General features: G+C 30.7%; 20 protein-coding genes. 13 read left to right on the plus strand and 7 right to left on the minus strand.

What is annotated here, in order from left to right; genetic code table 11:
- The first annotated feature begins 78 nt into the window (after positions 1-78).
- Entirely contained in the window at positions 79-1650 is a 1572-nt protein-coding gene (locus IAI56_RS04580; RefSeq protein WP_222940968.1) for a GLPGLI family protein, read from the plus strand.
- Positions 1651-1684: 34 nt separating this feature from the next.
- On the opposite strand, the gene IAI56_RS04585 is transcribed toward IAI56_RS04580, so the two are convergent.
- From IAI56_RS04585 to IAI56_RS04610, 6 genes are all read right to left on the minus strand, one after another.
- Complete coding sequence (locus IAI56_RS04585; protein WP_187656747.1) at positions 1685-3046, minus strand: pyridoxal-phosphate dependent enzyme; 1362 nt, start codon at positions 3044-3046, stop codon at positions 1685-1687.
- 183 nt (positions 3047-3229) lie between these two features.
- Positions 3230-5191: a putative porin gene (locus tag IAI56_RS04590; protein ID WP_187656748.1), complete on the minus strand. Its 1962-nt coding sequence runs from the start codon at positions 5189-5191 to the stop codon at positions 3230-3232.
- Positions 5192-5296: 105 nt separating this feature from the next.
- Positions 5297-7171, minus strand: coding sequence for a S8 family serine peptidase (locus IAI56_RS04595; protein WP_187656749.1), 1875 nt, complete (start codon positions 7169-7171; stop codon positions 5297-5299).
- Positions 7172-7256: 85 nt separating this feature from the next.
- Positions 7257-8129, minus strand: coding sequence for a Calx-beta domain-containing protein (locus tag IAI56_RS04600; RefSeq protein ID WP_187656750.1), 873 nt, complete (start codon positions 8127-8129; stop codon positions 7257-7259).
- 2 nt (positions 8130-8131) lie between these two features.
- The gene (locus tag IAI56_RS04605) at positions 8132-9613 is read right to left on the minus strand and encodes a RagB/SusD family nutrient uptake outer membrane protein (RefSeq protein ID WP_187656751.1); all 1482 of its coding nucleotides are present in this window, start codon (positions 9611-9613) and stop codon (positions 8132-8134) included.
- Between the two features lie 10 nt (positions 9614-9623).
- Complete coding sequence (locus IAI56_RS04610) at positions 9624-12644, minus strand: SusC/RagA family TonB-linked outer membrane protein (protein WP_187656752.1); 3021 nt, start codon at positions 12642-12644, stop codon at positions 9624-9626.
- A gap of 187 nt (positions 12645-12831) precedes the next feature.
- Here IAI56_RS04610 and IAI56_RS04615 point away from each other — a divergent pair, with 187 nt between their 5' ends.
- Positions 12832-13494 carry a ribonuclease HII gene (locus tag IAI56_RS04615; protein ID WP_187656753.1) on the plus strand — a complete coding sequence of 221 codons (663 nt, stop codon included), beginning with the start codon at positions 12832-12834 and terminating at the stop codon, positions 13492-13494.
- Positions 13495-13595: 101 nt separating this feature from the next.
- On the opposite strand, the gene lipB is transcribed toward IAI56_RS04615, so the two are convergent.
- Positions 13596-14291, minus strand: a complete 696-nt coding sequence (lipB, locus tag IAI56_RS04620) for a lipoyl(octanoyl) transferase LipB (RefSeq protein ID WP_187656754.1) — start codon at positions 14289-14291, stop codon at positions 13596-13598.
- A gap of 246 nt (positions 14292-14537) precedes the next feature.
- Between lipB and lysS the strand changes: the two genes are divergently transcribed.
- The 11 genes from lysS (at position 14538) to IAI56_RS04675 (ending at position 24604) form a co-directional block, all read left to right on the plus strand.
- Entirely contained in the window at positions 14538-16265 is a 1728-nt protein-coding gene (gene lysS / locus IAI56_RS04625; RefSeq protein WP_187656755.1) for a lysine--tRNA ligase, read from the plus strand.
- A gap of 157 nt (positions 16266-16422) precedes the next feature.
- Positions 16423-17493: a tyrosine-type recombinase/integrase gene (locus IAI56_RS04630; protein WP_187656756.1), complete on the plus strand. Its 1071-nt coding sequence runs from the start codon at positions 16423-16425 to the stop codon at positions 17491-17493.
- A gap of 3 nt (positions 17494-17496) precedes the next feature.
- Positions 17497-18204, plus strand: coding sequence for a hypothetical protein (locus IAI56_RS04635; RefSeq protein ID WP_187656757.1), 708 nt, complete (start codon positions 17497-17499; stop codon positions 18202-18204).
- A 72-nt stretch (positions 18205-18276) separates the two neighbouring features.
- On the plus strand, positions 18277-18573 hold the full coding sequence (locus tag IAI56_RS04640; RefSeq protein WP_187656758.1) for a helix-turn-helix domain-containing protein: 297 nt from the start codon (positions 18277-18279) through the stop codon (positions 18571-18573).
- A 50-nt stretch (positions 18574-18623) separates the two neighbouring features.
- Positions 18624-19619 carry a phage/plasmid replication domain-containing protein gene (locus IAI56_RS04645; RefSeq protein ID WP_187656759.1) on the plus strand — a complete coding sequence of 332 codons (996 nt, stop codon included), beginning with the start codon at positions 18624-18626 and terminating at the stop codon, positions 19617-19619.
- Positions 19620-19740: 121 nt separating this feature from the next.
- On the plus strand, positions 19741-21111 hold the full coding sequence (locus tag IAI56_RS04650; RefSeq protein WP_187656760.1) for a hypothetical protein: 1371 nt from the start codon (positions 19741-19743) through the stop codon (positions 21109-21111).
- 11 nt (positions 21112-21122) lie between these two features.
- Complete coding sequence (locus tag IAI56_RS04655) at positions 21123-21524, plus strand: hypothetical protein (protein ID WP_187656761.1); 402 nt, start codon at positions 21123-21125, stop codon at positions 21522-21524.
- Entirely contained in the window at positions 21525-21905 is a 381-nt protein-coding gene (locus tag IAI56_RS04660; RefSeq protein ID WP_187656762.1) for a hypothetical protein, read from the plus strand. It abuts the gene before it with no gap.
- Between the two features lie 293 nt (positions 21906-22198).
- Positions 22199-22888, plus strand: coding sequence for a hypothetical protein (locus IAI56_RS04665; protein ID WP_187656763.1), 690 nt, complete (start codon positions 22199-22201; stop codon positions 22886-22888).
- Positions 22889-23102: 214 nt separating this feature from the next.
- Positions 23103-23792, plus strand: coding sequence for a hypothetical protein (locus IAI56_RS04670; RefSeq protein WP_187656764.1), 690 nt, complete (start codon positions 23103-23105; stop codon positions 23790-23792).
- A 17-nt stretch (positions 23793-23809) separates the two neighbouring features.
- Complete coding sequence (locus IAI56_RS04675) at positions 23810-24604, plus strand: hypothetical protein (RefSeq protein ID WP_187656765.1); 795 nt, start codon at positions 23810-23812, stop codon at positions 24602-24604.
- The last annotated feature ends 10 nt before the right edge of the window (positions 24605-24614 follow it).

A 24614-nucleotide genomic window follows, 5' to 3' on the forward strand; every position in this document is an offset into this window, starting at 1 on the left:
CTATGAAAAAAAAAAATACTCATTCTCTTTCTTTTCATTTTCAGCTCGGTAAGTTCTCAAAATTATAAAATCACTTATTTGAAAAGCTCCAATGGAAATTTGATTGAAAATCAAGATGCAATTTGGGTTTTTACGAATAGCAATGAAACTTTAATTAGTTCTGAAAAAGTAATGAGCAAAAAAAGCGAATTCCCTTTTGAGCAAATTTTTATTAACCGAAGCAATGATTTTTTTCAACAAATGACAAACTTGAATGATGAGAAAAGCATTGCTACAAAAGACAGCTTATCATTAAAAAAACAAAATTTTGAATTTCCATTGGAAACCAAAAAAATATTAGGTTACCATTGTAAAAAAGCAAAAACGATAATCAATTCAAACACTATTGAATTTTGGTACACTGAAGATTTAAAGGTAAAAGCAGCACCAACAATTTTAGGGCAAAATCTAGGATTGGTTTTGGAAATGGTTCGCAACGGAAACTTTGTAATTGCAGCAACCAAAATAGAAAAAACCAAAGAGTTTCCCGTTATTTCGCTTCCAAAAAAGAATGTTGATATTTTAACCTATAAAGATTTAGTTTGGAAAAGCCGATTTACAACTGTAGAAATTTTTAAAGACCAAATAATTAATTTTTCAAGCGATTCTAAATCGAATGATAGCATTTTAAGATTTGCTAACGGAACAATTGCGGTTAGAAAAGTAAAATTTCCTGTTATAAAATCTGGAAGTCAAATTTTTGCTGATGTAACAGAACAATCCAATGGCGATGCTTATGACAGAACAGGTTCGTTTTTTATCATTCCAACTGATAAAGAAATTTCTTTTCTAAACGGATTACAAAATGGTGTGAAATCGCTACCTATTTATTCTAATGAAAATGGAAAGGATTATCAAGGAGTTGTTGCTACAAAAAACTACAATCCAATAATTGAAATGATGCGTTTCTTCACTCCTTTTGGCGTTAAGCAATATAATTATTTGGAATTAAAAGATAAAAATTGGCATGACAAAGTGATGTACCGTCAGGACATTTCGGATTTGGTAAATCTATTAAGTGGAAAAGAGGTTTGGATTGGCATCAACATTGGAAATTATGACAAAGGCGGACACAAAGTTTCGGCAAATATTACTATTCATCCTGAAGAAATTTCGACAAAAGCTAAAGATATTGTTCCGCTATTTTGCACCAATAACGTAATGGAAATGGCTGGACAAGAATATGGCACGATGTTCAACCACGAGAAAGGTCTTGAAGTCAATTTCACGCTCAACAAACCAATGAAAAATGCCAAATTACGATATATTACTACTGGTCATGGCGGTTGGGAAAACGGCGATGAATTTGTTCCGAAAAAGAATTCTATTTATTTAGACGGAAAAGAAACTTTCAGTTTCAAACCTTGGCGACAAGATTGTGGTTCTTATCGATTGTACAATCCTGCTTCGGGGAATTTTCCAAATGGATTATCTTCTTCGGATTACAGTCGCTCAAATTGGTGTCCAGGAATGGTAACGTTTCCAATTTATATTGATTTAGGCGATTTGGAAGTTGGAACACATACAATGCAAATCAAAATCCCACAAGGTTTGCCTGAAGGAACGAGCTTTAGTTCGTGGAATATTTCGGGTATTTTGATTGGAGAATAAAAAAAGCCCGAAAAAACTATTTTCGGGCTTTTTTTTATTTTATCGAACCAATAATATCGTATTTTGTAATAATATGGTGTTTCCCGTTTCCTAAATCTACCAAAACAGCTTGATTGTCTTTAGTAAATAATTTAGAAACTTCTTCTATTGGTGTTCCTAATTTTACAATTGGATATGGTTTTCCCATTACTTCTTTAATTGGTTTTTCGGCTACATCTTTATCAGAAACATAACTTTGAAACAAATCAGATTCGTCAACCGAGCCAACAAAACCTGTGATATCAATTACTGGAATTTGAGAAATTTTATATTTACGCATTCTTTCAATGGCATGAGAAACCAACTCTTCTGTACGAACAATTACTAAAGATTTATCGATATGATCTTTAATTACATCTTCGGCTTTGGTAACTTCTTCGTCAAGGAAACCGCGTTCGCGCATCCAATCGTCATTGAACATTTTCCCAACATAACGGCTTCCGCTATCGTGAAAAAGAACTACTACTACATCTTCTGGTTTGAAATGTTCTTTTAATTGATGCAAACCTTTAATACATGAACCTGCAGAATTACCAACGAAAATACCTTCTTCGAGAGCAATTTTACGGGTATAAACAGCAGCATCTTTGTCGGTTACTTTTGTGAAACCGTCGATTAGTGAAAAGTCAACATTTTTTGGAAGAATGTCTTCTCCAATTCCTTCGGTGATGTATGAATAGATTTCGTTTTCGTCAAAAATTCCAGTTTCGTGGTATTTTTTGAAAACAGAACCATAAGTATCAATTCCCCAAATTTTGATGTTTGGATTTTTTTCTTTTAGGTATTTTGCAACACCAGAAATGGTTCCGCCAGTTCCAACGCCAACAACAAAATGTGTAACTTTACCTTCGGTTTGTTCCCAAATTTCTGGTCCTGTTTGTTCGTAATGTGCTGTTGCATTTGATGGATTGTCGTATTGATTTACGTACCAAGAGTTAGGAATTTCTGTTCCTAATCTTTTTGAAACTGAATAATACGAACGCTCGTCGGTTGGTTCTACATCTGTTGGACAAACGATTACTTTTGCGCCAACGGCACGAAGTATGTCCATTTTTTCTTTGGATTGTTTGTCGGTGATTACAAAAATACATTTGTATCCTTTTACAATGGCAGCTAATGCTAATCCCATTCCGGTGTTTCCAGATGTTCCTTCAATGATGGTTCCGCCTGGTTTTAATCGTCCGTCGGCTTCGGCGTCTTCGACCATTTTTAGTGCCATTCGGTCTTTGACGGAATTTCCTGGGTTGAAGGTTTCTACTTTTGCTAGAACTAAGGCATCAATTCCTTGAACGACTTTGTTTAGTTTTACTAATGGTGTATTTCCAATAGTTTCGAGTATGTTTTTTGCGTATTTCATTTTTTTTTCAAAATAGATAAAAGAGAAATGATAATGGATTTCTCTTTTTTTGACAAAGGTAATGCTATTTGTATTGTTTACAAAAATTCGGATAGTTTATCGTTTAACCCTGATTGAAGCAAGCTACCGTGTAGCGCGAAAAGCAGGAATTGCATTTGCTGAAAAAACCCGAACGTTTTGTTTCTACTGGAAGAAATTCCAAACCAATCCAAAACGTATCATGAAGTCACGATAGGGATAATTTGGTGCGGTGTAGTATTTCTTTTCGGAGGAAAACATGGTGTTGAAATGTTCGGCTTTGAGAAAAATTCTTGTTTGACGAATTCTTGCGTTGATGAAGAAATCTATCATTGGGAAGTCGCCAATTTTTCTATCAGTTTGGACGAAAGCTTCTGTAACAACAGGATTATAGTCGTTCATGTAGTATTTTGAAAAATAGTTCAATGTGAAACCTGTTTGTAAAAATAGTGCTTTTTTGAAGAGGAAATCGGTGTAATAAAGTGAGTTTCTTGTTGTTATTTTTGGCACGTTTAGGACGCTATTTTCTTGGTCTACTTCTTGGTATAAAATGGTGTTGTCTAGTGCAAGTTTCCACCACTTGAACTCGCGACTTATATTTATTGAAAGGTAATTTATGGTTTTGTCGTATTGTTTTGGGGAAATTATTTGCTGTTGTTCATCGGTTGCATCGTTGCTAAAATATAGATAATCATTTATAGATGTTAGTTTTAATGACGCTGTTAACCACTGTGTTTTGGCTATTGCTTGTAGATTATTTATTTTTTCGTTGTTGAAATCGTTTGCCCAATTGTAGTTAACAAAACTGCTTTGGTAGAGATTGTAAACGTGATCGGGAATTTTGCTGAACATTTGGTACTGAAATTGTAACTCGTTTTTATCGTTGAGTTTGTAGTTTAGTTTGGCGTCAAAATTAGACATTGCTTGGTTTGAAATGGAGTTGGAATAGGTAAAAACTCCGTTCCATTTGTCTTTTCGGTATTCGTATTGTCCACCAATGGTGTTGATTTCGTCAGAAAGTTTGCTTGGAACAGTTCCTGAATCTAGAATTAATACTTTTTTATAATAATAATTGTATCTGAAATCTTCTATGAAAAACTGAAATTTCCCTAGTGTTTTGTTTTCATATATTGCTCCGAGTTTATTGTACATTCGATTGTAGCGTGTGTGGTCATTAATGTTTGCAGCGATGTATGAGTCACCAAAGCGATTAATTCGGGTATCGCCAACTGTTGAAACAAGTGTTCTTTGATTGTACTCAAAAAACTTGGTTTCGTAGTTAAATTGATGCGCTAAGAACAGGTTGTTTTGGGCTTCTTTGGAGTTTATTCTAAAATTGTGGTCAATGAAATATCGTTTCCCTTTCATAAAACTTTTGGCATCACGAAGATAAACTTCAAGTCGCGCTCGGTTTTCAAAATCGGGATCATCGATTTCAAACTGCTCTAGTGTTGTAATTCCGCCATTTTCACCGTTTAAAATATCTTGTCCAGTGAAATGAAAGTTTAAAAAGTATCTTTTATTGAGCGTATTATAGCTTGTTGTAAAGCGAAAATTCCCTGTACTTGAGAGTTGATTTATATATTTTCCAAGAGAACGCAAACCTCTGAAAGCCAATGACACATTAAATCTTTCTGATGTATTTACTGCAATTAAAGCGTCAACGGATTGTCCTTGTTCCATTGTTGTTTTAAAATACAATTCGGTTATTGGTGTTGCAACAGAATAATAGTTGATATCATTAGGTTGCATGTAGTTGAAGTGCTTTCCTGAAAAACCTATTTCGGGAAATGATGAGAGTTTTTTGTAGCCGAAGTCAAGTGTTGTATAGGTTTGTCCTTCGTTGGAAAAAGGCAATAGCCCAAAAATATCTTTTCGAAGATAATTGTATTCGTATTCTTTTTTTATGGTTAATGATGTATCAACATAGGTTGTGTCTCTTTGTAGTGATATGATACGATATTGATTGAAGGTAGAGGTTTTTACACTTTTGAACTTAGTTGTGTCTTTGTCTCTATTATTAATAGAAGAAATAGGAGCACTTAATTGCTCATTAAGTACCTTTTTCTTTTGGGCAATACCAATCGAAAATGACAATATAAATATTACTAAAATTAATTTTTTCATTAGAATAGATTTCGGAGCAAAAATACATAAAAGTATTTGTAATAAAGTCATAAAAAAACCATCCCGAATTGGAATGGTTTTTTTATGTAAATAATTTAAAAGGAATTATTCTTTAATAAATTTCTTAGTATATGAACCATCAGAAGAGTCAACTTTAACAATATAAACCCCAGATTGAAGATTAGCAACATCAATTGTAGTTGTTGTATCTAATAAAGACTGAGATTTAATTAACCTACCTTGTAAATCAACAATAGATAGTGTTGCGTTATTATAAATTGTATTTATATTAACATTCAAAGTGTTTTTTGCAGGATTTGGATATAATGTAAACATATTTTTTAAATTAGGTATATCCGAATTAAGTCTTGTTAGACCACTACCAGAGACAATTAAGCTAAATTTTTGTTGTCCTCCTGACAAATTACCCTTGTGAGTAACCAAAATATTATATATTCCATTCGCATTTTCAATTTCAATTTTTTCAAAGTTATCTCTAGAATTATCAGTTAAATTTGAAGCACTAAATGAAGGATTTGACGGGTCTAAAGTCCAAGGATAAAAAATTTCACCATCTTTTAATATTCTAATATCTAAATCATTAACTAACATCTTTGTTTGAAGGTCAACAGTTCCACTATTAGCTGAAAGAGGAGGTCTATCTGTCCATGAAATTGACGCCATTAAAGATGAAGAGTTGTTTATTTGTACTTCTGTTGAGTATGCAGCATTATTTTGTAAAGTTAATTCATCAATAATGGATGCTGTCCCTTTATCAGTTATAAGTCTTGCAGCCTTTTCGGAATTAACCAAACCCCAACCAAACATATAGTCGGGACCTTTAGATGAACCTGCTTCTTCAGCTGTGTGAAGAATTAAACCTTTTAAAGTAGAAGCTAGCATTGGATTTTGATAAAGATTAGAATAATGCTGCTGCAGTAATAAACAAGCGCCAGCAACTGCAGGTGATGCCATGGAAGTTCCACTTAAAAAACCATTAGAAGAGTCGCTCGCAGAAGTTGTAGACCTTACATTTACACCTTTTGCAACAACATCAGGTTTTATTCTACCATCATCTGTAGGACCCCAATTACTGAAAGCTGACATGACAACACTATTGGGTGACACATAATTCAAAACCTGATTAATAGCACCTACAGTAATTACATTTTTAGCAGAGTTGAAACCCCCAATCAAATCAAAACCATTTTTAGAAGGATTATACTGTTGAAAATTATCTCTATCATTTCCAGCTGCCACAATAGGCAACAAAAATTGTGAATTAAAAAGTAAAGAATCCATTAATCTTGCTTTATTATCATATCCTCCAAAAAGCCATAATGGTGCTGTATCAGCGTCGGCTCCATATGAATGATTAGATACTAATAAATTAAAGTTTTGAAAAGCAGAGGACATTTCTGTTAAATCATTTGACCAATCATAGGAATAAACACTAGCGTTATAAGCTATACCTCTAATGTTTAAATTCCCAACACCAGAAGCTATAATGGTACCTGTTACATGTGTTGCATGATTATCATCAACAGAGTCATCAATAATTGAAACCCTATTGTTAAATTGAGAATGTGAAAATCTTGCTGAACCACCATCCCACACACCTGCATACAAGCCAGCACCATTTAAATTTAAACCTAAACCACCATCAGAATAAAGCCTATCTGCGAATATAGTCTTTGCAGAATTAAAATTATAAGTTGTATTGTAAATAGGAATTCCGTCTATTATGTTAACAAGCTCTTTTTTATTGTCATTTTTAAAATAAATAGATCTAAAATTAGGATTTTTTTTTAAAAAGTTTGAGACATTAATTTTATTTAACAACTCAAAATCGTACAACTCCTTGTCAAGAGAATCTAGTGAGGCTAAATTAGAATTTAAAAAAATATAACTATCAAATTTTTTTTGTGAATAAGAAAAAGTGCAAAGAAGAATAATTAGTAAAAATATTATTTTTTTCATAACAAAAGATTTATAGCAAATATAGTAATTTTTTATATAAAAAAAAGGCAGTTTAAAAAACTGCCTTTTTTTTTTAATTATATTTTTACTGTAGTGTAATAATATTTTGACCTGAATAATATAATCCAACTAAATTCCCTGTAGAAGCATTAAAAGCTCTATACTCATAATCTAAAAATATTTCACCAGTTGTAGTGTCATAAAAACCAGTAGCTCTGTATTTTACATCACAAACAGTAGGAGTACCTCCAACATTAAAAGTTCTTTGTCTAACTGTAGTATCTAGAACCTCAACAGTTCCAACTGAACCCGATGGGTCACTAGAATCAGCTGTAAATATTAACTCAAAAAGAGTATTTACTGGACTAGCATCACCCGGCAAATTGTTATTAACTAAAAGAACATCACAATCACCATTAGTATTAGCACTACCTACACCAGAAGTTGAACCAAAACCTACATCTTCTACTGATAATAGACCAAACCAAAAAGCATATTGAGTAGGACAATCATCATTTACAACGACAACATCTTTTTCTGTAGAGCCATTAGCACCAGAAAGACCTACTACCAAAGAACTACTTGATTGTATCTTAATCTTAAATCTTCTACTTTCGTTAAATTCAGAATCATTAACTAAATTCAACTGAAAAGCAGATTCGTACTGCCCTGCTGGGATAGTAATTGATAAAGAATTAAAAGTAAAATGATCACCACTAATAGCGGTTCCGTCTGTTACAACAATTGAAACTTCAACATCAGTATTTTGAGGCTCAGACAAATAAACAGGTATAGAAACTGAACCTGAATTCTCAAGTACAGTTAGGACATTATCAGTACTTTTAAAACTTAAAAAAGTAAAATCATCGAATGTTTTTGTTAAATCGTTTTCATCATCACATGATAAATTTAATAAACAAAAACTAACTAAAAAAATAATGGAATATAACTTTTTCATAATTAGTTTGCAGAATAATTTGGATTCTGCTGAATGTTAGGGTTAATATTTAATGTTGTTTGATCAATTGGCCATTGCCATCTGTGATCGTCAGCCGATAAAGTTTGTGGTACGGAAATATTACCAGTACCGTCAGATAAGTGACCTTTACCAGAACGTTGTAAAGGCAACCCTAATCTTTTTAAAGTAAAAAATCTATCACCTTCAAAAGCTAGTTCTAAACGTCTTTGAAGTAAAATTTGATTAAGTAAAGCTGAACCAGTCTCATTACCTGAAACAAAACCTGTATACCTTTGTGCTCTTAGTGCATTAAGCGCAGCTAAAGCACCTGTATCATCGTTACCCAGTCTAGCTTTTGCCTCAGCAAGGTTAAGATATACTTCTGAAGTTCTGATGTATTTACCATCAAGGAAACGCTGATTAGTAAGATCACGATAATATTTAGTTATATGAATATACTCACTGCCATTTGATTGAGCAACTGTAAAATAAGCAGATTTTCTTACATCATTATTTAAATATAAGTTATAAAAATCAAAATCACAAACGTATTCAGAAAAGAAAGCGCCAGATAAGAATTGAAAATAATCAACACCAATTTGTACATCATCTTGAACAGTAATTGCTATTTTAAATAGTATGTCAGAATTATTCGAGTCATTCCAAATACCAGGAAACTGTGCTCTAGTACCGAGTGTAGCACCTAAATCAATAGCTTCTTGAGCTCTTTGAGCTGCTAATGCATAATTACCATTATAAAGATAAACACGAGATAACAATGCTTTAACAGAAACTCTATCTAAAAAAACATTAGTACCAGCTTGAGTTGCATCAACAGTATTTTCTACAGCTATTATCTGAGAAGCTAATTCTAAATCATTAATGATTTCATTATAAGTTTCTTCTACAGTAGCTAAACGAGTTGGTAATTGTTGTGGGTTAAATGTCTTTACATAAGCGATACCCAAACTCTGATTTGCATTTGCTGATTGTGTAGGAATTTTTGCGTATGCTCTAGCTACATCAAAATGACAAATAGCCCTAACTGCAAGTGCCTGACCCAAAATGTTATTTTTAAAATCACCGTCAGGTAATACATTAATCCTATCAATAATTGAATTTGCTCTACTTATAATTCTGTAAGCTGTACCATACATACCATTAGGAACATTATTAGAATTAAAAGTAAACTCAGCATTTACTCTTCCAGACTGTCTTCCTTCAGTGTTCAATACCAAATTATCAGACATGATATCAGGTGTACTAATTAAACCATCACCTGAACCTCCACCACTGAAATACCCATTACCTCTAAAGGCAGAATACATTGCGTTTTTTGCTTGTTCAAAATCAGCAGGTGACTTGTAGAAATTTTCAAAAATTTCTTGATCATAAGGAATATATTCATCCATTTTATCTTCACAAGAAATGACACTGAAAATCATTATTGCAAAAAAAGATTTATTTATAAAATTTATTTTCATAGTTAATGTTTTAGAAAGTTATTTGTAATCCGAATGATATTAATTTTGCATTAGGATAAGCCCATCTGTATGCCTCACCTGAAAGACCAGCTCCTTCTAATCCAATGAAACCAACTTCAGGATCTCCTTTGAAATTAGTCCAAGTATATAAATTTTGGCCTTGGAAATAAACCCTTAGCTTTTCTAGAGGAATTTTATCACCCAAAATATTCTTTTTGAAAGTATATCCAAAATTTAAAGTTCTGAAACGAACAAAATCACCTTTTTGTAAAAATTGATCTGTATTTTGATACGTTCTAGTAGTACCATCAGCATTAACTGGACTTGGTAACACATTTGTTTGACCTGGTTGAGTCCAAAAGTTTACAGCATCAGTTCTAAAATTTTGAGTATTAATTGAAGACGGATCAGTCAATACTAACTCAGCAATGTTTCGTATGTAATTACCTCCTTGGAAAGAGAAATCAGCTGATAAATCAAAACCTTTATACGTAAAAGAAGTTCCAAAACCACCATAATATGTTGGATTAGGAGTTTTACCTGAAAGTGCAACAGCATCATCACCATCGTAAACATTTGTAACATTTCCATCAATATCATAATATAATGGTTCACCATTAGCAGGATTAACGCCAGCATATCTAACTAAGAAATATTCTCCTAAATAACCACCTACTCTCTGAACAGTTGATCCTGAGAATATTTCTTCTTCACCATTAAGATCTAATATTTTTGATTTTACAAAGGTTGTGTTACCATAAACATTCCAACTAAAATTGTTATTTCTAATTAACTCAACATTTAATTGTAACTCTAAACCTTTGTTTTCAAATTCACCAGCATTGATTCTTTGACTGTAACCACCCGCTTCAGTGGCTAATAAATCTTGAAAATAAAAACCTGTTCGGTTAGCTAAGAAATATTCAACTTTACCTGAAACTCTTGAATTAAATAATTGAAAATCTAAACCAATATCGGTAGTTTTAACGTCTTCCCAACCTAGATTTGGATTATTAACAGTACCTGCAGGAGCAGCACCATTTATATTGTTATAAGATGGAAAACCAATAGAGGTAGCAGAATAATTTTGACCAATTCCAGAAACAGAACCTACAGTTCCATGAGAAGCATATAATTTTAAGAAAGAAATGATTTTAGAATCTTTAAGAAAGTTTTCACTAGAAATTTTCCAACCTACAGAGGCAGCTGGAAAGAAACCAAATCTTTGATCTGCGCCAAATCTAGAATTACCGTCTCTTCTTCCTGAAAAAGAAACAAAATATTTATCATCATAATCGTAATTAGCTTGACCACCATAACCGTAAATCATATAATCTAGTCTGGAAGTAGTAGCATCAGTTTTTGTTGAACCCACAGATTGAACTTGTAAAAATGAATTAGGAAAACCTTGCGATTCAAGTCCATAACTGTAAGAATTATAAGTATTGTAATCAGTAAATAATGTTACAGCCAAATTGTGTTTCCCAAAAGATTTAACGTAATCAATACTGTTAACCCAACGCATGTCAAGTTCATCACTACCTCCATCATTCTTTTGTCCGGTTGGAACACCAAAAGCTGTACCAATGCTAGATCCTGGAGTAAAGAATGTTTCATTAACATTTCTTCCATATATAGCACTAAAATCAGATTTGAAAGACAAACCCTTCACAAATAAATCATCTAATTTTCCATAAACATTACCAAATGTTCTGAATTGTCTAGTGTTGATGAAATAATTTTCATATATATCAAAGTAACTGAAGTTATTAGGCAAACCAGCTGTGTTATAAATTGGATTACCATTATCATCTAAAACTAATGATCCATCAGCATTTTTCTGAAATTTAGAAATAAGAGGACTAGAACCGTAAGCAGTATAAATAGGACTCAGAACGTTAAAAGATTCTCTTGGCCTATCATCTTTAGAGTAAGACATATTGATATTTGAACCAAATGAGAAATTATATTTAGTTTTATGGTCAACCTTAACTCTTCCAGTAACTCTTTCAAAACCGTTCCATGGATTAACTAAGCCCGTATTAGAGTCGGATGAAAAAGAAGCATACAAATTAGTTGTTTCATTTGCACTCTGCATTGATATTTGGGAACTTTTAATTTCTCCTTTTCTAAAAATTTGTTTTTCCCAATTCTCACCATTTCTGATTAACCTAGCCTTTTCTTCATCAGTTCTTACAGCTATTCCATTTACACCAGCCGCTCTTAACTTATCTTCATAAGCTAACAACTGACTTGCATTCATTACAGAAAAATTATCATCTACCCTTTCAGAATAACCATAAGATGAATTAAAATCAAATTGGGTTTTACCATTCTTAGCTCTTTTTGTTGTAACAATAATAACCCCATTTCCTGCTCTTGAACCATATAGTGCAGCAGCGGCAGCATCTTTTAGCACAGTCATAGACTCAACATCAGCTGGATTTATTGAATTCATTTCAATACTAGTCATTAATGCTCCATCAACCACATAAATTGGATTAGAACTTGCTCCGTTTATGCTGTTGGCACCCCTAATAACAACCCTAGCAGCCTGACCAGGTCTACCAGAAGCAGCAACAACCTGAACACCACTTGCTTTACCTTGCAACATGTTATCTAATGAAGTGACAGAGGACAACTTTTGAAGCTCAGATGCTCCAACCACTGAAACTGCTGTGGTAATGTTTTCTTTTTTTTGCGAAGTAAATCCTAGAACCACTACTTCATCTAATAAAACACCTTCTGATAAAACAACATTATAGCTATTGGCAGCGCCAACAGTAACTGTTTTTTTATCATACCCAGTAAAGGACACTTCTAAAATGTCTCCAGATTTTGCTTTGATAGAATATTTTCCATCAAAATCGGTTTGCACTCCGTTAGTTGTACCTTTAACAACAACGTTTGCCCCAGGCAGTGGCCCAATTTTATCGGTAACCACACCAGTAACAGTTTTCTCTTGTGCGAAGGAAAACTGCATAGAAAACGCTAATAGTAGCGTAAAAATCCATTTGAACTTCGATCTCATATTATTTTTATTTGAGTTAGTTATTTCGCAAACTTCTTAATTTTTTCTTAAATAAACAAATATTACTTCGGAATAATAAATATTTAACTAAAATTAATTCTTAAGAAATCTTTAATTTTTAACCAACTTTTATATTGATGCCAAAAAAACAAATAGGTTGCTTCCGTTTTTATATTTTTGCAAAAAAATGTTAAACCAAAGATTTTCAGATTTTAACTTAGAATGCGGCACTGATGAAGCTGGTCGTGGATGCCTTGCTGGACCAGTTACTGCGAGTGCAATAATACTTCCTGAATCATTTCACTTAGAGGCTTTAAACGACTCGAAACAAGTATCTGAAAATGTGCGAAAAAAATTAAAACCTTTGATTGAAAACACTTGTATGACATTTGCAGTTACACATATATATAATCAAGAGATTGATGAAATAAATATCCTAAACGCTTCAATGAAAGCGATGCAGGAGTCTATCCTTAAACTAGAAACAACTCCTAATTATATTATAGTAGATGGAAATCGTCCTATTTTTTCAAAATTAGGATTACTAAAACATAAAAATGGAAAGGTTTTCACAACCGAAGAAATCGACTTATTGAAAAACATTCCTAACAAAAGCATCATAAAAGGCGACAGCAAATATTTAAGTATTGCTGCTGCTTCTATTTTAGCAAAAACCTATCGGGATGAATATATGGATAAAATCCACGAAGAATTCCCAATGTACAATTGGAAAAAAAATAAAGGCTACCCAACTGTTGAACATCGGGAAGCGATTAAAAAATATGGCGTAACCAAATATCACCGAATGAGTTTTCGATTATTTCCAGAACAGTTACAACTTGATTTATAACTTCTCTTTTTTTTAAAACACATTAAAAGCTTTATAAAAAACTTCAGGGTACCACAACCATAGCTTTGATATAACGATGCTATACAGCATCCATACTTAATCTATATCATTACTGCTTCAAAAAGATTTTGAAAATGTCTTAGAATTTTTTCTTTAACTTCATTTTCATCAACATGCTTACCAAGTTCAACATGCATTGAAGTTACGGCTTTTCCTTTTATACCACATGGAATAATATTATCGAAATAACCCAAGTCAGCATTTACATTTAAAGCAAAGCCATGCATGGTAACCCAACGAGAAGCTCGAACTCCCATGGCACAAATTTTTCGAGCAAATGGTGTTTCAATGCCAAGCCAAACTCCGGTTTCGCCTTCGCTTCTTGCACCTATTATATTATACTCGGCTAGCGTTAAAATTATGGCTTCTTCAAGAAGGCGTAAGTATTTATGAATATCGGTAAAGAAATTTTCTAAATCCAGAATTGGATAACCTACAATTTGTCCTGGTCCGTGATAGGTAATATCACCACCGCGATTTATTTTGTAGAAGGTTGCTCCTTTGGCTTCTAATTGTTTTTCTGAAAGTAGCAAATTGGACATATCGCCGCTTTTGCCTAATGTATACACATGTGGATGTTCTACAAAGAGAAAAAAGTTAGGAGTAGGAAGTTGTGGGTTTGCATTTCGGTTTTGAATTTTGGAATCAACTATTTGTTTGAAAAGTTGCTCTTGATAATCCCAAGTTTCTTTGTAATCTTTATTTCCTAAATCTTGAAGTTGAACTTTTTTGTTCATGATAACCGAAATTATGTTTTGAAAAGAGATGCAAAGTTACGAATAGTTTAGTAATTAGCCCTGATTGAAGAGGAAATCCTTTTTATCTCGTTCTTAAAACGAGATAAAAAGATTGTAACGGAAAGCAGGAAAATGGAATCCTGAATAACCCAAACGATTCGCTCTTAAAAAAAGTATTCAGTGTTCAGTTGAAAGTTGGCAGTTTTTTAATTTATGGTTACATTTGCACGCTTAAATACAAATTATATGCAACTTTCGGAACAAGAAATCATTAGAAGAGAGAAATTACAGTCGCTTCGTGACTTAGGCATTAACCCTTATCCAGCGGATTTGTTCCCTGTAAATCATACTTCGAAGCAGGTTAAGGAAAGCTTTGAAGAAGGTAAGAAGGTTGTGGTTGCTGGTCGTTTGATGAGTGTTCGTGATCAAGGAAAAGCTGCTTTTGCTGAGTTACAAGACAGCGAAGGTAGAATTCAGTTGTATTTTAATCGTGATATGATTTGTCCTGATGAGGATAAAACGAAATATGTTCAGGTTTTTAGAAAATTGACCGATTTGGGTGATTTTATTGGTGTGGAAGGCGAATTGTTTTTGACAAAAGTGGGTGAAAAATGTATTCGTGTGGATGATTTTACTTTTTTGAGTAAAACCTTGCGTCCGCTTCCGTTACCAAAAACCGATGAAACGGGTAAAGTTTATGATGCATTTACTGATGCTGAATTGCGTTACCGTATGCGTTATGTAGATTTGGTTGTGAATCCGCAAGTAAAAGAAGTTTTTATGAAAAGAACAAAATTGTTCACTGCTATGCGAACGTTTTTCAACAATGCTGGTTATATGGAAGTTGAAACTCCGGTTTTACAATCTATTCCTGGTGGTGCGGCAGCTCGACCGTTTATTACGCATCATAATAGTTTGGATATTCCATTGTACATGAGAATTGCTAACGAATTGTATCTGAAGAGATTGATAGTTGGTGGTTTTGACGGAGTTTATGAGTTTTCAAAAAACTTTAGAAACGAAGGAATGGACCGAACGCACAATCCAGAATTTACTGCAATGGAAATTTATGTAGCATACAAAGACTACAACTGGATGATGACGATGACAGAGAATTTATTGGAATATTGTGCTAATCAAGTAAATGGAACGACCGAAGCTACTTTTGGCGAACATAAAGTAGATTTCAAAGCGCCGTATGCTAGAGTAACGATGACTGATGCTATCAAACAATTTACTGGTTTTGACATTACTGGAAAAACCGAAGCTGAATTATTTGAAGCGGCAAAATCGATGGGTATTGAAGTCAATGAAACGATGGGTAAAGGAAAGCTGATTGATGAGATTTTTGGCGAAAAATGTGAAGGTAACTTTATTCAACCAACGTTCATTACTGATTATCCAAAAGAAATGTCGCCTTTGTGTAAATCGCACCGAGATAATCCTGAATTGACCGAACGTTTTGAGTTGATGGTTTGTGGTAAAGAAATTGCAAATGCTTATTCGGAATTAAATGATCCAATTGACCAACGCGAACGTTTTGAAGCACAAATGGCTTTGGCAGAAAAAGGCGATGATGAAGCCAATGGAATTATTGACGAAGACTTTTTGCGCGCTTTAGAATATGGAATGCCACCAACATCTGGTTTAGGAATTGGAATGGACCGATTAATTATGTTTTTAACCAATAATCCGTCGATACAAGAAGTGTTGTTTTTTCCTCAAATGCGACCTGAGAAAAAACAAGTTGAATTGACTGAAGATGAGAAATTAATTATTGGCTTTTTAGAGAATAATTCTAATCCATATACTGGCGGACCAATAGACCTTGATTCATTAAAAATAAATATTGGTCTAAGTGGAAAAAAATGGGATAAAGCAATGAAAAACATAGCTTCATTGGGATTAACCAAAGTAACAATTGATGAAAATAATATAAAAGTTATCACATTAACAAATCCCAAAGTAAAATAAGTACAGAATAAGTACTCACTTAATACTTATTATAGGTTGTCTTCGGGCAACCTATTTTTGTTTCAGATAATTGCAAATAACTCTAAAAAAAGTGTCACGATTCTGTCACTTGTATTCAATTATCCATTAGATTTATCAAACTTATAAAACAGATGTTATGTCAGTGAACACAAGAATTAAGTATTTAGGAGATTCAAACCTATCTAAAAGAAACAGACCATACAGATTTCAACTTGATTATTTATTAAATGGAAAACGTGTAAGGGAAACAATAAAAGAAACTACATTTTATCCTGACGATTCCAAAGATGTTAAAAAAGAAAAAGAACGAATAATTGACAGAATCAAATCCCAATTAGAAATAGAATTAGGGAACTCAAAAAATGGATTAGTTTCACGACAATTACAAAAAGCCAATTTTATAGAATATTTTGAAAAACAAATGGGAAAGAAAACCCCAAAAACAAAAATTGCTTGGGATAACACATTAAAACATATTATCAAATTTCACGGAAAGAAAATTTCATTTGAAAATATTACAATGTCTTGGTTAGAAAACTTTTTAACCTACTTAAAGAATCAAGAACTTTCAAATAATTCAATAGATGTTTATTTCAAAAAAGTAAATGCAACTTTAAACCAAGCTGTAAAAGAAAAAATAATAGTTGAAAATCCAATAAAATATATTGAGAAACCTAAAAAAGAAGAAACAGAAATTTTATTCCTAACAAAAGAAGAACTACAAAAGGTAATTGATACAGATTTCTTTGATAATGAAGCCAAAAACGCTTTTATATTAAGTTGTTATACTGGGTTAAGGGTTTCAGATATTAAAAATCTTAAATGGAAACACATCAATAACAATAAAATTCAACTTGTTCAAACTAAAACAAAAAATGCTGTTTATATTCCATTAAATCAAAATGCTTTAAACCTATTAGAAAAACAAAAACACAATAAGGAATTTGTATTTAATTTATCAGAACACGAAAGCTCAATAAATAGAACAGTTAAGAAACTAATCAAGTTAACAGAAATTGATAAAAAAATACATTTTCATTGTGCAAGGCATACTTTTGCGACTTTGTTAGTTTCATCAGGAGTTAATATATTTACTATCTCTAAATTGATGGGACACAAAGATATTAAAAGTACGTTGGTTTACGCAAAAGTAATTGACGAGGAAAAGGAGAAAGCAGTAAATAGTATGGTTGAATTTAATTTTTAGGTTATGGAGTATCAAGAAATAAAAAAGTTAGTTGAATATTTTGAAGATAGAATCATTATCAATTTTGAAAAACATTTCAATCAATTAGTAATAATGGATTTTTACGAAGGTGGATATAATGACAGAATCGAAGATGAATTTTTCTATAATGAATATTTTGAAAAATATGAGAAAGGAGTTGTTGATTTACTTATGTTGATAGAAAATGAATTTAGTGATGAATATCAAGATTTCAAATTTCGCTTGATTAAAATGAAAAGAGTAATTGATAATCATTTAACAAAAATTAATGACGCTGTAGTAATTGAAAATTTTAAACATACTAGAAATACTCAATTTCTTTTAAATCAAAACTTGAATACCAAAACCCTTATTAATTCACTTTATAATCAATTAAATAACAACAAATTAATTGATATAGATTTAGAAGACTTTAAAAATCATTTCAACGATAATTGGAATGTTAAAATAAAATGGTTAGGTACTGAATTACAAATAACGAACCTTATAAATTTGTTAATCAAAAATGATGTTTTAGATAAAGAAACATCAAACAACAAATATTTACTAATCAAAAATCATTTTGTAAACAAAAACAATAAACCATTCAACCCTAAACAATTAGGAGCTGTTTATTCAGAAAAAAACGAATCTATACCAAAAGATGATATTATTTACAAAATAATTGAAGAAATAAGCACTCATTTATAACTCACTATCTACTTATCGACAAGCCAACGTAGTTGAAATAGTTTTGAAACATAATTTTTAAATCAAATAATTATGTTAGAAAAAACTATTTTAAGAGAACTTCGATTACTCAAAAAAGAAGTTAAACAAAGAAATCTTTATCGAAAAAGATTACTCACAATTGAAGAAGCTGCCAAACTTTCGGGAGTAAGTGTTTCCTATATTCAGAAACTAACTTCTTCAAAACAAATTCCTCATTCCAAACCAACTGGAAAATTAATCTTTATTCACAGAAAAGATTTAGAAACATTTTTATCCCAAAATTACATTTCCTCAAATGATGAGGTAAATAGTAATGTGTCTGATTATTTGTTAAGAAATAAAAAGTAATCCAAATAAATTATAATAAGATAGTTTAATTACCATAAAAGAGCAACATTATGATAGACACAATAAAAGGTTATATCACGCTAAACCAATGTAATAAATCAACTTTTAAAGACTTATTAGTAAACTCAAAAAAGACAATCACAAAAAATGGTTGTACAAAAACATTTAATCTATCTAATTTTATAATAACAATTTCATTTGATAGAAAATATAACCCAACTAAATTATCATTTAATGGCTCACTACCTAAATTTTATATTGGTAATAATCTTTTTCACTTGGACTGGAATCAAACCAAAGATGCTATTCAAATGCTTTCTGATAATTTGAATGTTGATATTTCAAAAGCTATACTCACAAGAGTAGATTTTGGAATTAATATCCCTTTAAATCATTCTATACACGAATATACAGCTTGTCTTTTGGCATTTCCTCGATTAGGAACTATGAGGTATAAAGATTCTGTAACTTTCTTTACAGCCATTAATAATCGTAGTTTTATTTTTTATGATAAAGTAAAAGAACTAAATAAAGGTCGTAGAGAAACAAAAATTGATTTACAGAATAAAACCCATGAGAATAACATTTTACGCTACGAGATACAGCTTAAAAAGTATTTAAACGACAGATTTAGATTAAAAGAAGTTAAAGTTAAGGATTTATTTCGAGCCACAATTCAAAAAAAACTAATTGAATATTGGTACAATGGGTATCAAAAAGTAGAAAAAATTTCTTTAGGAACAGACCCTGAATATCTATTAAAAAATCGAAATGGATTGAATAAATATTTATCATATCACGGAATTGAAAAAATTGGATATGACAGAATTATAAGTAAAATATCTGAACTTGAATTTGAGGTTAAAAACAATAGGTCAAAACTATGTAAAATGAGAAAAGAAATAAAAGATTTATTGAGAGAAGTTAAAGAAAATTCAAAAGATAAAAATTTAATAAATGAGTTAGATGAAAAAATTTTATACATAAAGGAATATATATTTTCAAATAATTCTGTCCCCTATTTTATTTTAGAAAATAGTTTTTAATTATCACACAAGGTGCCTTTTTTATTGCGAGGATTTTTTGCTCCTCGCATTAAGGGTACTGACATAATGACAAAGGTTTTCAATTGGTTAAGTTTTTGATTAACTTTGTTAAAAAAATATTTTGACGATAATAAAACCTCGTATTAACGACTTCTATAACATACCTTTTACTCAAGAGGAAGTTGATTTTGCAATTCCTTTTTTAGACGAGGACATACCTTTGTATTTAGACCCTTTTTTATTGTGGAAATCTCCAGCGTTACAAGATAACGCATTACATACAATTCTAATAAATTCGTTTAACAATTTAGGGCATCAATATATAAAGGGTAATGATGTTGATACTATAAAAATTTTAAAAAATTCTTCTGAATGCAAAGAAGTTGGCTTGGGTAATTCAAAGACAAAAAACGGCAAAAAAATTAGTGAAAAAGAAGCATTTAACACATTAGAATTATTTAAAAACATTCCTCAAGTAAACAAATCTGGATTTACACATTTTGAAGAAATTCAATTATTTGTCGAAAATATTTCTAAAGATAGAGTGAGTGATATTACTTGCAATTTTATTAAGTCCTGGCTAATAGACTATACGATTGACGAATGTAACAAATACAAGATACCTATCGAACAACATACTGTTAATGTATTTGATTACAAAACACAAAAATTCAAAGATGAGGTTACATATTTGCCTCAAAATCCGAATACAAAGCAACCAATAGTTTTCACTCCTAAACGATGGCTTCGATATATTCCATATATCAATTACGAAGAATATTTTGAAAATTATTTTTTAAAAGAAACCGAAGGAAAATTCAACGACCCATTAAATAGAATTCAAATACTAAATTACAACAGACATAATTATGATTTAGTTGAAACCTATATAAAACTAAAGGAAAGTCAAAAAGACAATGCAAAAAATGATCCTTTATTTAAGCAAATTCCAATATTGTCATCTAAACGAAAATTATCAACAATTTTAAAATTGCCTACTGGAAAAACTGATAATGCAGACAAGAAATTTGAAGAAAATTTATGTCAATTATTAGCATCGTTACTCTATCCAAATTTAGATTTTGCAAAAGAACAAGTAAGAACTGAAAACGGAGTACACATAAGGGATTTAATTTTTTACAATAATCGTTCATATCCAATATTAATGGATTTATATGATGATTATAATTGCAAACAAATAATCTTTGAATTAAAAAACGTTAAAGAAGTTGAAAACGAACACGTAAACCAGTTGAATAGGTATTTAACTAATAATTTTGGAAACTTTGGAATAATATTCGCTCGAAACAAGCCATCTAAAAAGGTAATCAATAATACCATAAGTTTATGGTCAGGACATAGAAAATGTATTCTAATTTTAGACGATGAGGATTTAAAATTAATGTGTCAACTTTATGAAAGTAAACAAAGAAATCCGATTGATGTTATCAATAAAAAATATGTAGAATTCACAAGGTTATTACCTTCTTAAAAAGTAAAAATATGACAGAAGTAGAAGTTGATGTTTTTGAAAAAGTGCAAACCCAATTAGAGGGTATGTATGAAGAAATTAGTTTATTATCAAAGAAATCCCAAAATGATGGATTGAGTTTGTTTAAACTTAAATTTATAAACAAAATACTTATTGATTCAAACAAAGTGTTAGGAACAAGATACAAACCTTTTGAAGATTTTGAGATTTTTGACGAAAACAATATTCCAACAAATAGTGATGTTGCTATGATACTAACTCAATATATCAATTGTTTTGAAAAATTAAGAACTGATAATATTTATTCTGAAAGCAAATATAATGGCAATAAATATGAAAACCATTGGTATTGGAAAATTAACAACAAACAATCTGAAAAACTAAAAACAAGTGAACCAAAAAAACTAAAATAAATGAATATTGCAACAGAAAAACAAATCAAAGAATATCAATTATTAACACCTCTATTCCATACCCTTTTAAAGGAAGTTAAAGAACTATCGAAAAAGAAACCCGATGAAATAATCAATAAATTTAAGGCAAACACTGTAAATAAAGTTTTATCAAGAATTAAAGAAATACTTAAAAAAGAACCCACAAATGATTTCACTGAAATAATTGACATTGATAGTCTGCCTTCAAATAGTGATGTTGTTTTAGTTATGGTTCAATTTGAAACAGCTTTGAATAAGTTTTACACAAAACACACTTCAAAAGATGGTTTTAATTATAATAGAAAATGGAATGGCTATGAGGGAGTAGTTGGCGAAGATAGTGATGAGGTAGCTTTCTAATTAAAGAATTAATACAAACACATATAAACTAATTCCATTATATTTGTCAAACAATTTAAAAACACATTGATATAGAAAAATAAAATACAAAGACATATTTCACAAAGGCATTAGCCATCTATAACTTGGACGAAAACTGGTAATTTTCAACAATCAAGAAGAAAGATGATGAGCTAATGTCCGTGTACCTTCTGGGCACGGACATAGTTTACTTATCTTGATTGGTTCACCAGTACCACGTCCGATAGTAATTCTATAGTTTCGTGCCTTTTTTATATAAAAAATTTAAAGTTATGGTACAACGAATTATTACAACAAATGTTTCTATTTCAGAATTAAAGCCAATAATTGAAAAGCAAATTCGTTCAATAAAAGGCAAAATAATTTCAAGTGAAAACGACTTAATACAATGGAGTTTTAAGTCAGGTAAAAATCAAATTGAGGTTAATACATCAATAAAGAAAACACAACAAAAAGTTGAGGTAAAAATCATTTCAAAAAACATTGAAAATAAACCATTAGGAGAAGGCATCGCAATAACTAATTTTTTAAATTCTTTATCTGAAATAATAAACTTTGAAGAAAAAAATGAAGTTCTAAAAAAAGAACAAAAAACCCAATCCATACCCAACTACAAAAACCACTTAAACAATATAAATTACAAACCATATTTAATTGGAATTGCAATAATCCTCGTCCTCTATCTTATAGGTGGAAATATTAATGATTCTTCAACATCTAATAGAATTACACAACAAGGATTTAAAGCATCTTATAACGAAGAAACATTACATAACTTGGTTACCTACTCTGTAAACAAAGATTATGAAGCAATCAATAATCTTTTAAATAGAGGCGAAATATTTGAACTCCCATCAGGACAAGAAGCACAGTTAATTGAATCAAAATTTGGTCGAGTTAAGATTCGATTAAAAGGAGATTCTAACGAAATATGGACATTCACAGAGGCGATAAAACAATAGTCAGGGCAGATACAAACATTCAACATTTTACAACCTTGAGGGAATCTTTGAAACAAGGTTATTCAATTAATAAATATACAAAATGAAAACATTAAAAACATCAACTATAATATTACTTTCTATAATTCTATTTAGTTTTAATAAACATCAAAACTATATAAAGAATCCAATAAAAAATAGTTCAAAGGATTCAATATGGGTTTATAAAAGTGAAATGGTCAAAGTAATAAAATTCGACTCCAATAAAAATAAAGATTCCGTGATTACTAAAGTAATCAATTATCACATCGTAAATTTTAGCACGAGTGAAATAACCCTAATCTTTAAACCCAAAGAAAAAGATTGGGAAAGTAAATCATTTGAATATTACTCAACAAAAGAAAGTTCAGAAAATATTGAGTTCAATACAAACTCAAGTATTTGTCAAAAAGTATATTTAGATGTAAATCCATTAAATTCAATAGTTTATTCATTTAACGACAATAATTTATACATCTTCAATAACATCAAAAAGATTAAAATAGATGAGGTTGAAAAACTAGGGATTTACAAATGGAGAGATTCATACGAACCTATTGTTAAAACAAAAGAAGTTGTAATAAATGAACATATTAAAGACTTTGAATATTCTGAACATTGGAAAACAGAATCATACAAAAAAGTTGTTGAGTTTATGAATCAAAAGATTAATAAAGACAATCCAAAATGCAAAATTGTTAGTAGAAGTTATTACAACACAAACCTTGTTCAGTATATCGGAAATCAAGGTTATAAAGTAAAAATATATTGTGAATACGATTGTAATCAAAACTATATTAATCAATCCTACTTTTGGGTTGAAGCATTTTACTTGGGATATGGGAAATGGGATTTAGAATTATTAGACCAAAAATTAACACATTAATTTATTATATTTGTAATATGATAGATTTTAGCCCATTTAACGAATATACGGATTCAGAACCAGCAAATTCATACCATCAAATACTTTCTCATCCGATACACGAAAATGGTGTAATTGAATTAGGATTATTTAGTCATCATAGATTAGCTTTCTATTATTGGGCAAAGTGGAAACTTGAATTTTTAAAAGATAGAAAGACTTATAATTTAGATTTAATTTCATTTGACTGGCATCAAGATTTAGTTTATCCTTGTGATTATGATAAAAAAAATTTATCAAAACTTGATTTAGAAAATTTATTTGAAATTTCATTTTATTCAGCTTATAAGTTAAACCCACTAAATCACGACCATATTATGTCGGCAGTATATTTAGATTTAATAAATGATGTATGGGTATTATGTAGACAAGGCACATTAGAAGATGAATACCTTGAAGATTTCAAAGGAAAAAAACATACCATAAGAAAATTCAAAACAGAACAAGAATTAAAAAAAGCTTTGTTTAAATCAAAGATAGAAAATGTCTTTTTTGATATTGATTTAGATTATTTCACTCTAACAAATAATTTAGATGTTAGTAAGAAAATATCTTATATGAAAGACAAGGATGTTAAAGAAGCTATTTCATTAGATAATGAATTAATAAAATGGATATTCAATAGAGTTAATGGAATCACATTAGCACTTGAACCTGAATATACAGGGGGAATTTCTAAATCATTAAAATATTTATCTATTATTGAGAAATCTTGGTTTAACAAATCACTTGGGAATTGGAATGTTGGTTGGAAACATAAAAAAGAAAATTAATAAATAAATA

Origin of the sequence: Flavobacterium macrobrachii (assembly GCF_014486675.1) — a bacterium.
GTDB lineage: Bacteria > Bacteroidota > Bacteroidia > Flavobacteriales > Flavobacteriaceae > Flavobacterium > Flavobacterium macrobrachii.

Bases quoted from the DNA above. Each gene is read 5' to 3' on its own strand.
- IAI56_RS04585 (WP_187656747.1), bottom strand. From the start codon at position 3,046: ATGAAATACGCAAAAAACATACTCGAAACTATTGGAAATACACCATTA.
- IAI56_RS04590 (WP_187656748.1), bottom strand. From the start codon at position 5,191: ATGAAAAAATTAATTTTAGTAATATTTATATTGTCATTTTCGATTGGT.
- IAI56_RS04595 (WP_187656749.1), bottom strand. From the start codon at position 7,171: ATGAAAAAAATAATATTTTTACTAATTATTCTTCTTTGCACTTTTTCT.
- IAI56_RS04600 (WP_187656750.1), bottom strand. From the start codon at position 8,129: ATGAAAAAGTTATATTCCATTATTTTTTTAGTTAGTTTTTGTTTATTA.
- IAI56_RS04605 (WP_187656751.1), bottom strand. From the start codon at position 9,613: ATGAAAATAAATTTTATAAATAAATCTTTTTTTGCAATAATGATTTTC.
- IAI56_RS04610 (WP_187656752.1), bottom strand. From the start codon at position 12,644: ATGAGATCGAAGTTCAAATGGATTTTTACGCTACTATTAGCGTTTTCT.
- IAI56_RS04615 (WP_187656753.1), top strand. From the start codon at position 12,832: ATGTTAAACCAAAGATTTTCAGATTTTAACTTAGAATGCGGCACTGAT.
- lipB (WP_187656754.1), bottom strand. From the start codon at position 14,291: ATGAACAAAAAAGTTCAACTTCAAGATTTAGGAAATAAAGATTACAAA.
- lysS (WP_187656755.1), top strand. From the start codon at position 14,538: ATGCAACTTTCGGAACAAGAAATCATTAGAAGAGAGAAATTACAGTCG.
- IAI56_RS04630 (WP_187656756.1), top strand. From the start codon at position 16,423: ATGTCAGTGAACACAAGAATTAAGTATTTAGGAGATTCAAACCTATCT.
- IAI56_RS04635 (WP_187656757.1), top strand. From the start codon at position 17,497: ATGGAGTATCAAGAAATAAAAAAGTTAGTTGAATATTTTGAAGATAGA.
- IAI56_RS04640 (WP_187656758.1), top strand. From the start codon at position 18,277: ATGTTAGAAAAAACTATTTTAAGAGAACTTCGATTACTCAAAAAAGAA.
- IAI56_RS04645 (WP_187656759.1), top strand. From the start codon at position 18,624: ATGATAGACACAATAAAAGGTTATATCACGCTAAACCAATGTAATAAA.
- IAI56_RS04655 (WP_187656761.1), top strand. From the start codon at position 21,123: ATGACAGAAGTAGAAGTTGATGTTTTTGAAAAAGTGCAAACCCAATTA.
- IAI56_RS04660 (WP_187656762.1), top strand. From the start codon at position 21,525: ATGAATATTGCAACAGAAAAACAAATCAAAGAATATCAATTATTAACA.
- IAI56_RS04665 (WP_187656763.1), top strand. From the start codon at position 22,199: ATGGTACAACGAATTATTACAACAAATGTTTCTATTTCAGAATTAAAG.
- IAI56_RS04670 (WP_187656764.1), top strand. From the start codon at position 23,103: ATGGTCAAAGTAATAAAATTCGACTCCAATAAAAATAAAGATTCCGTG.
- IAI56_RS04675 (WP_187656765.1), top strand. From the start codon at position 23,810: ATGATAGATTTTAGCCCATTTAACGAATATACGGATTCAGAACCAGCA.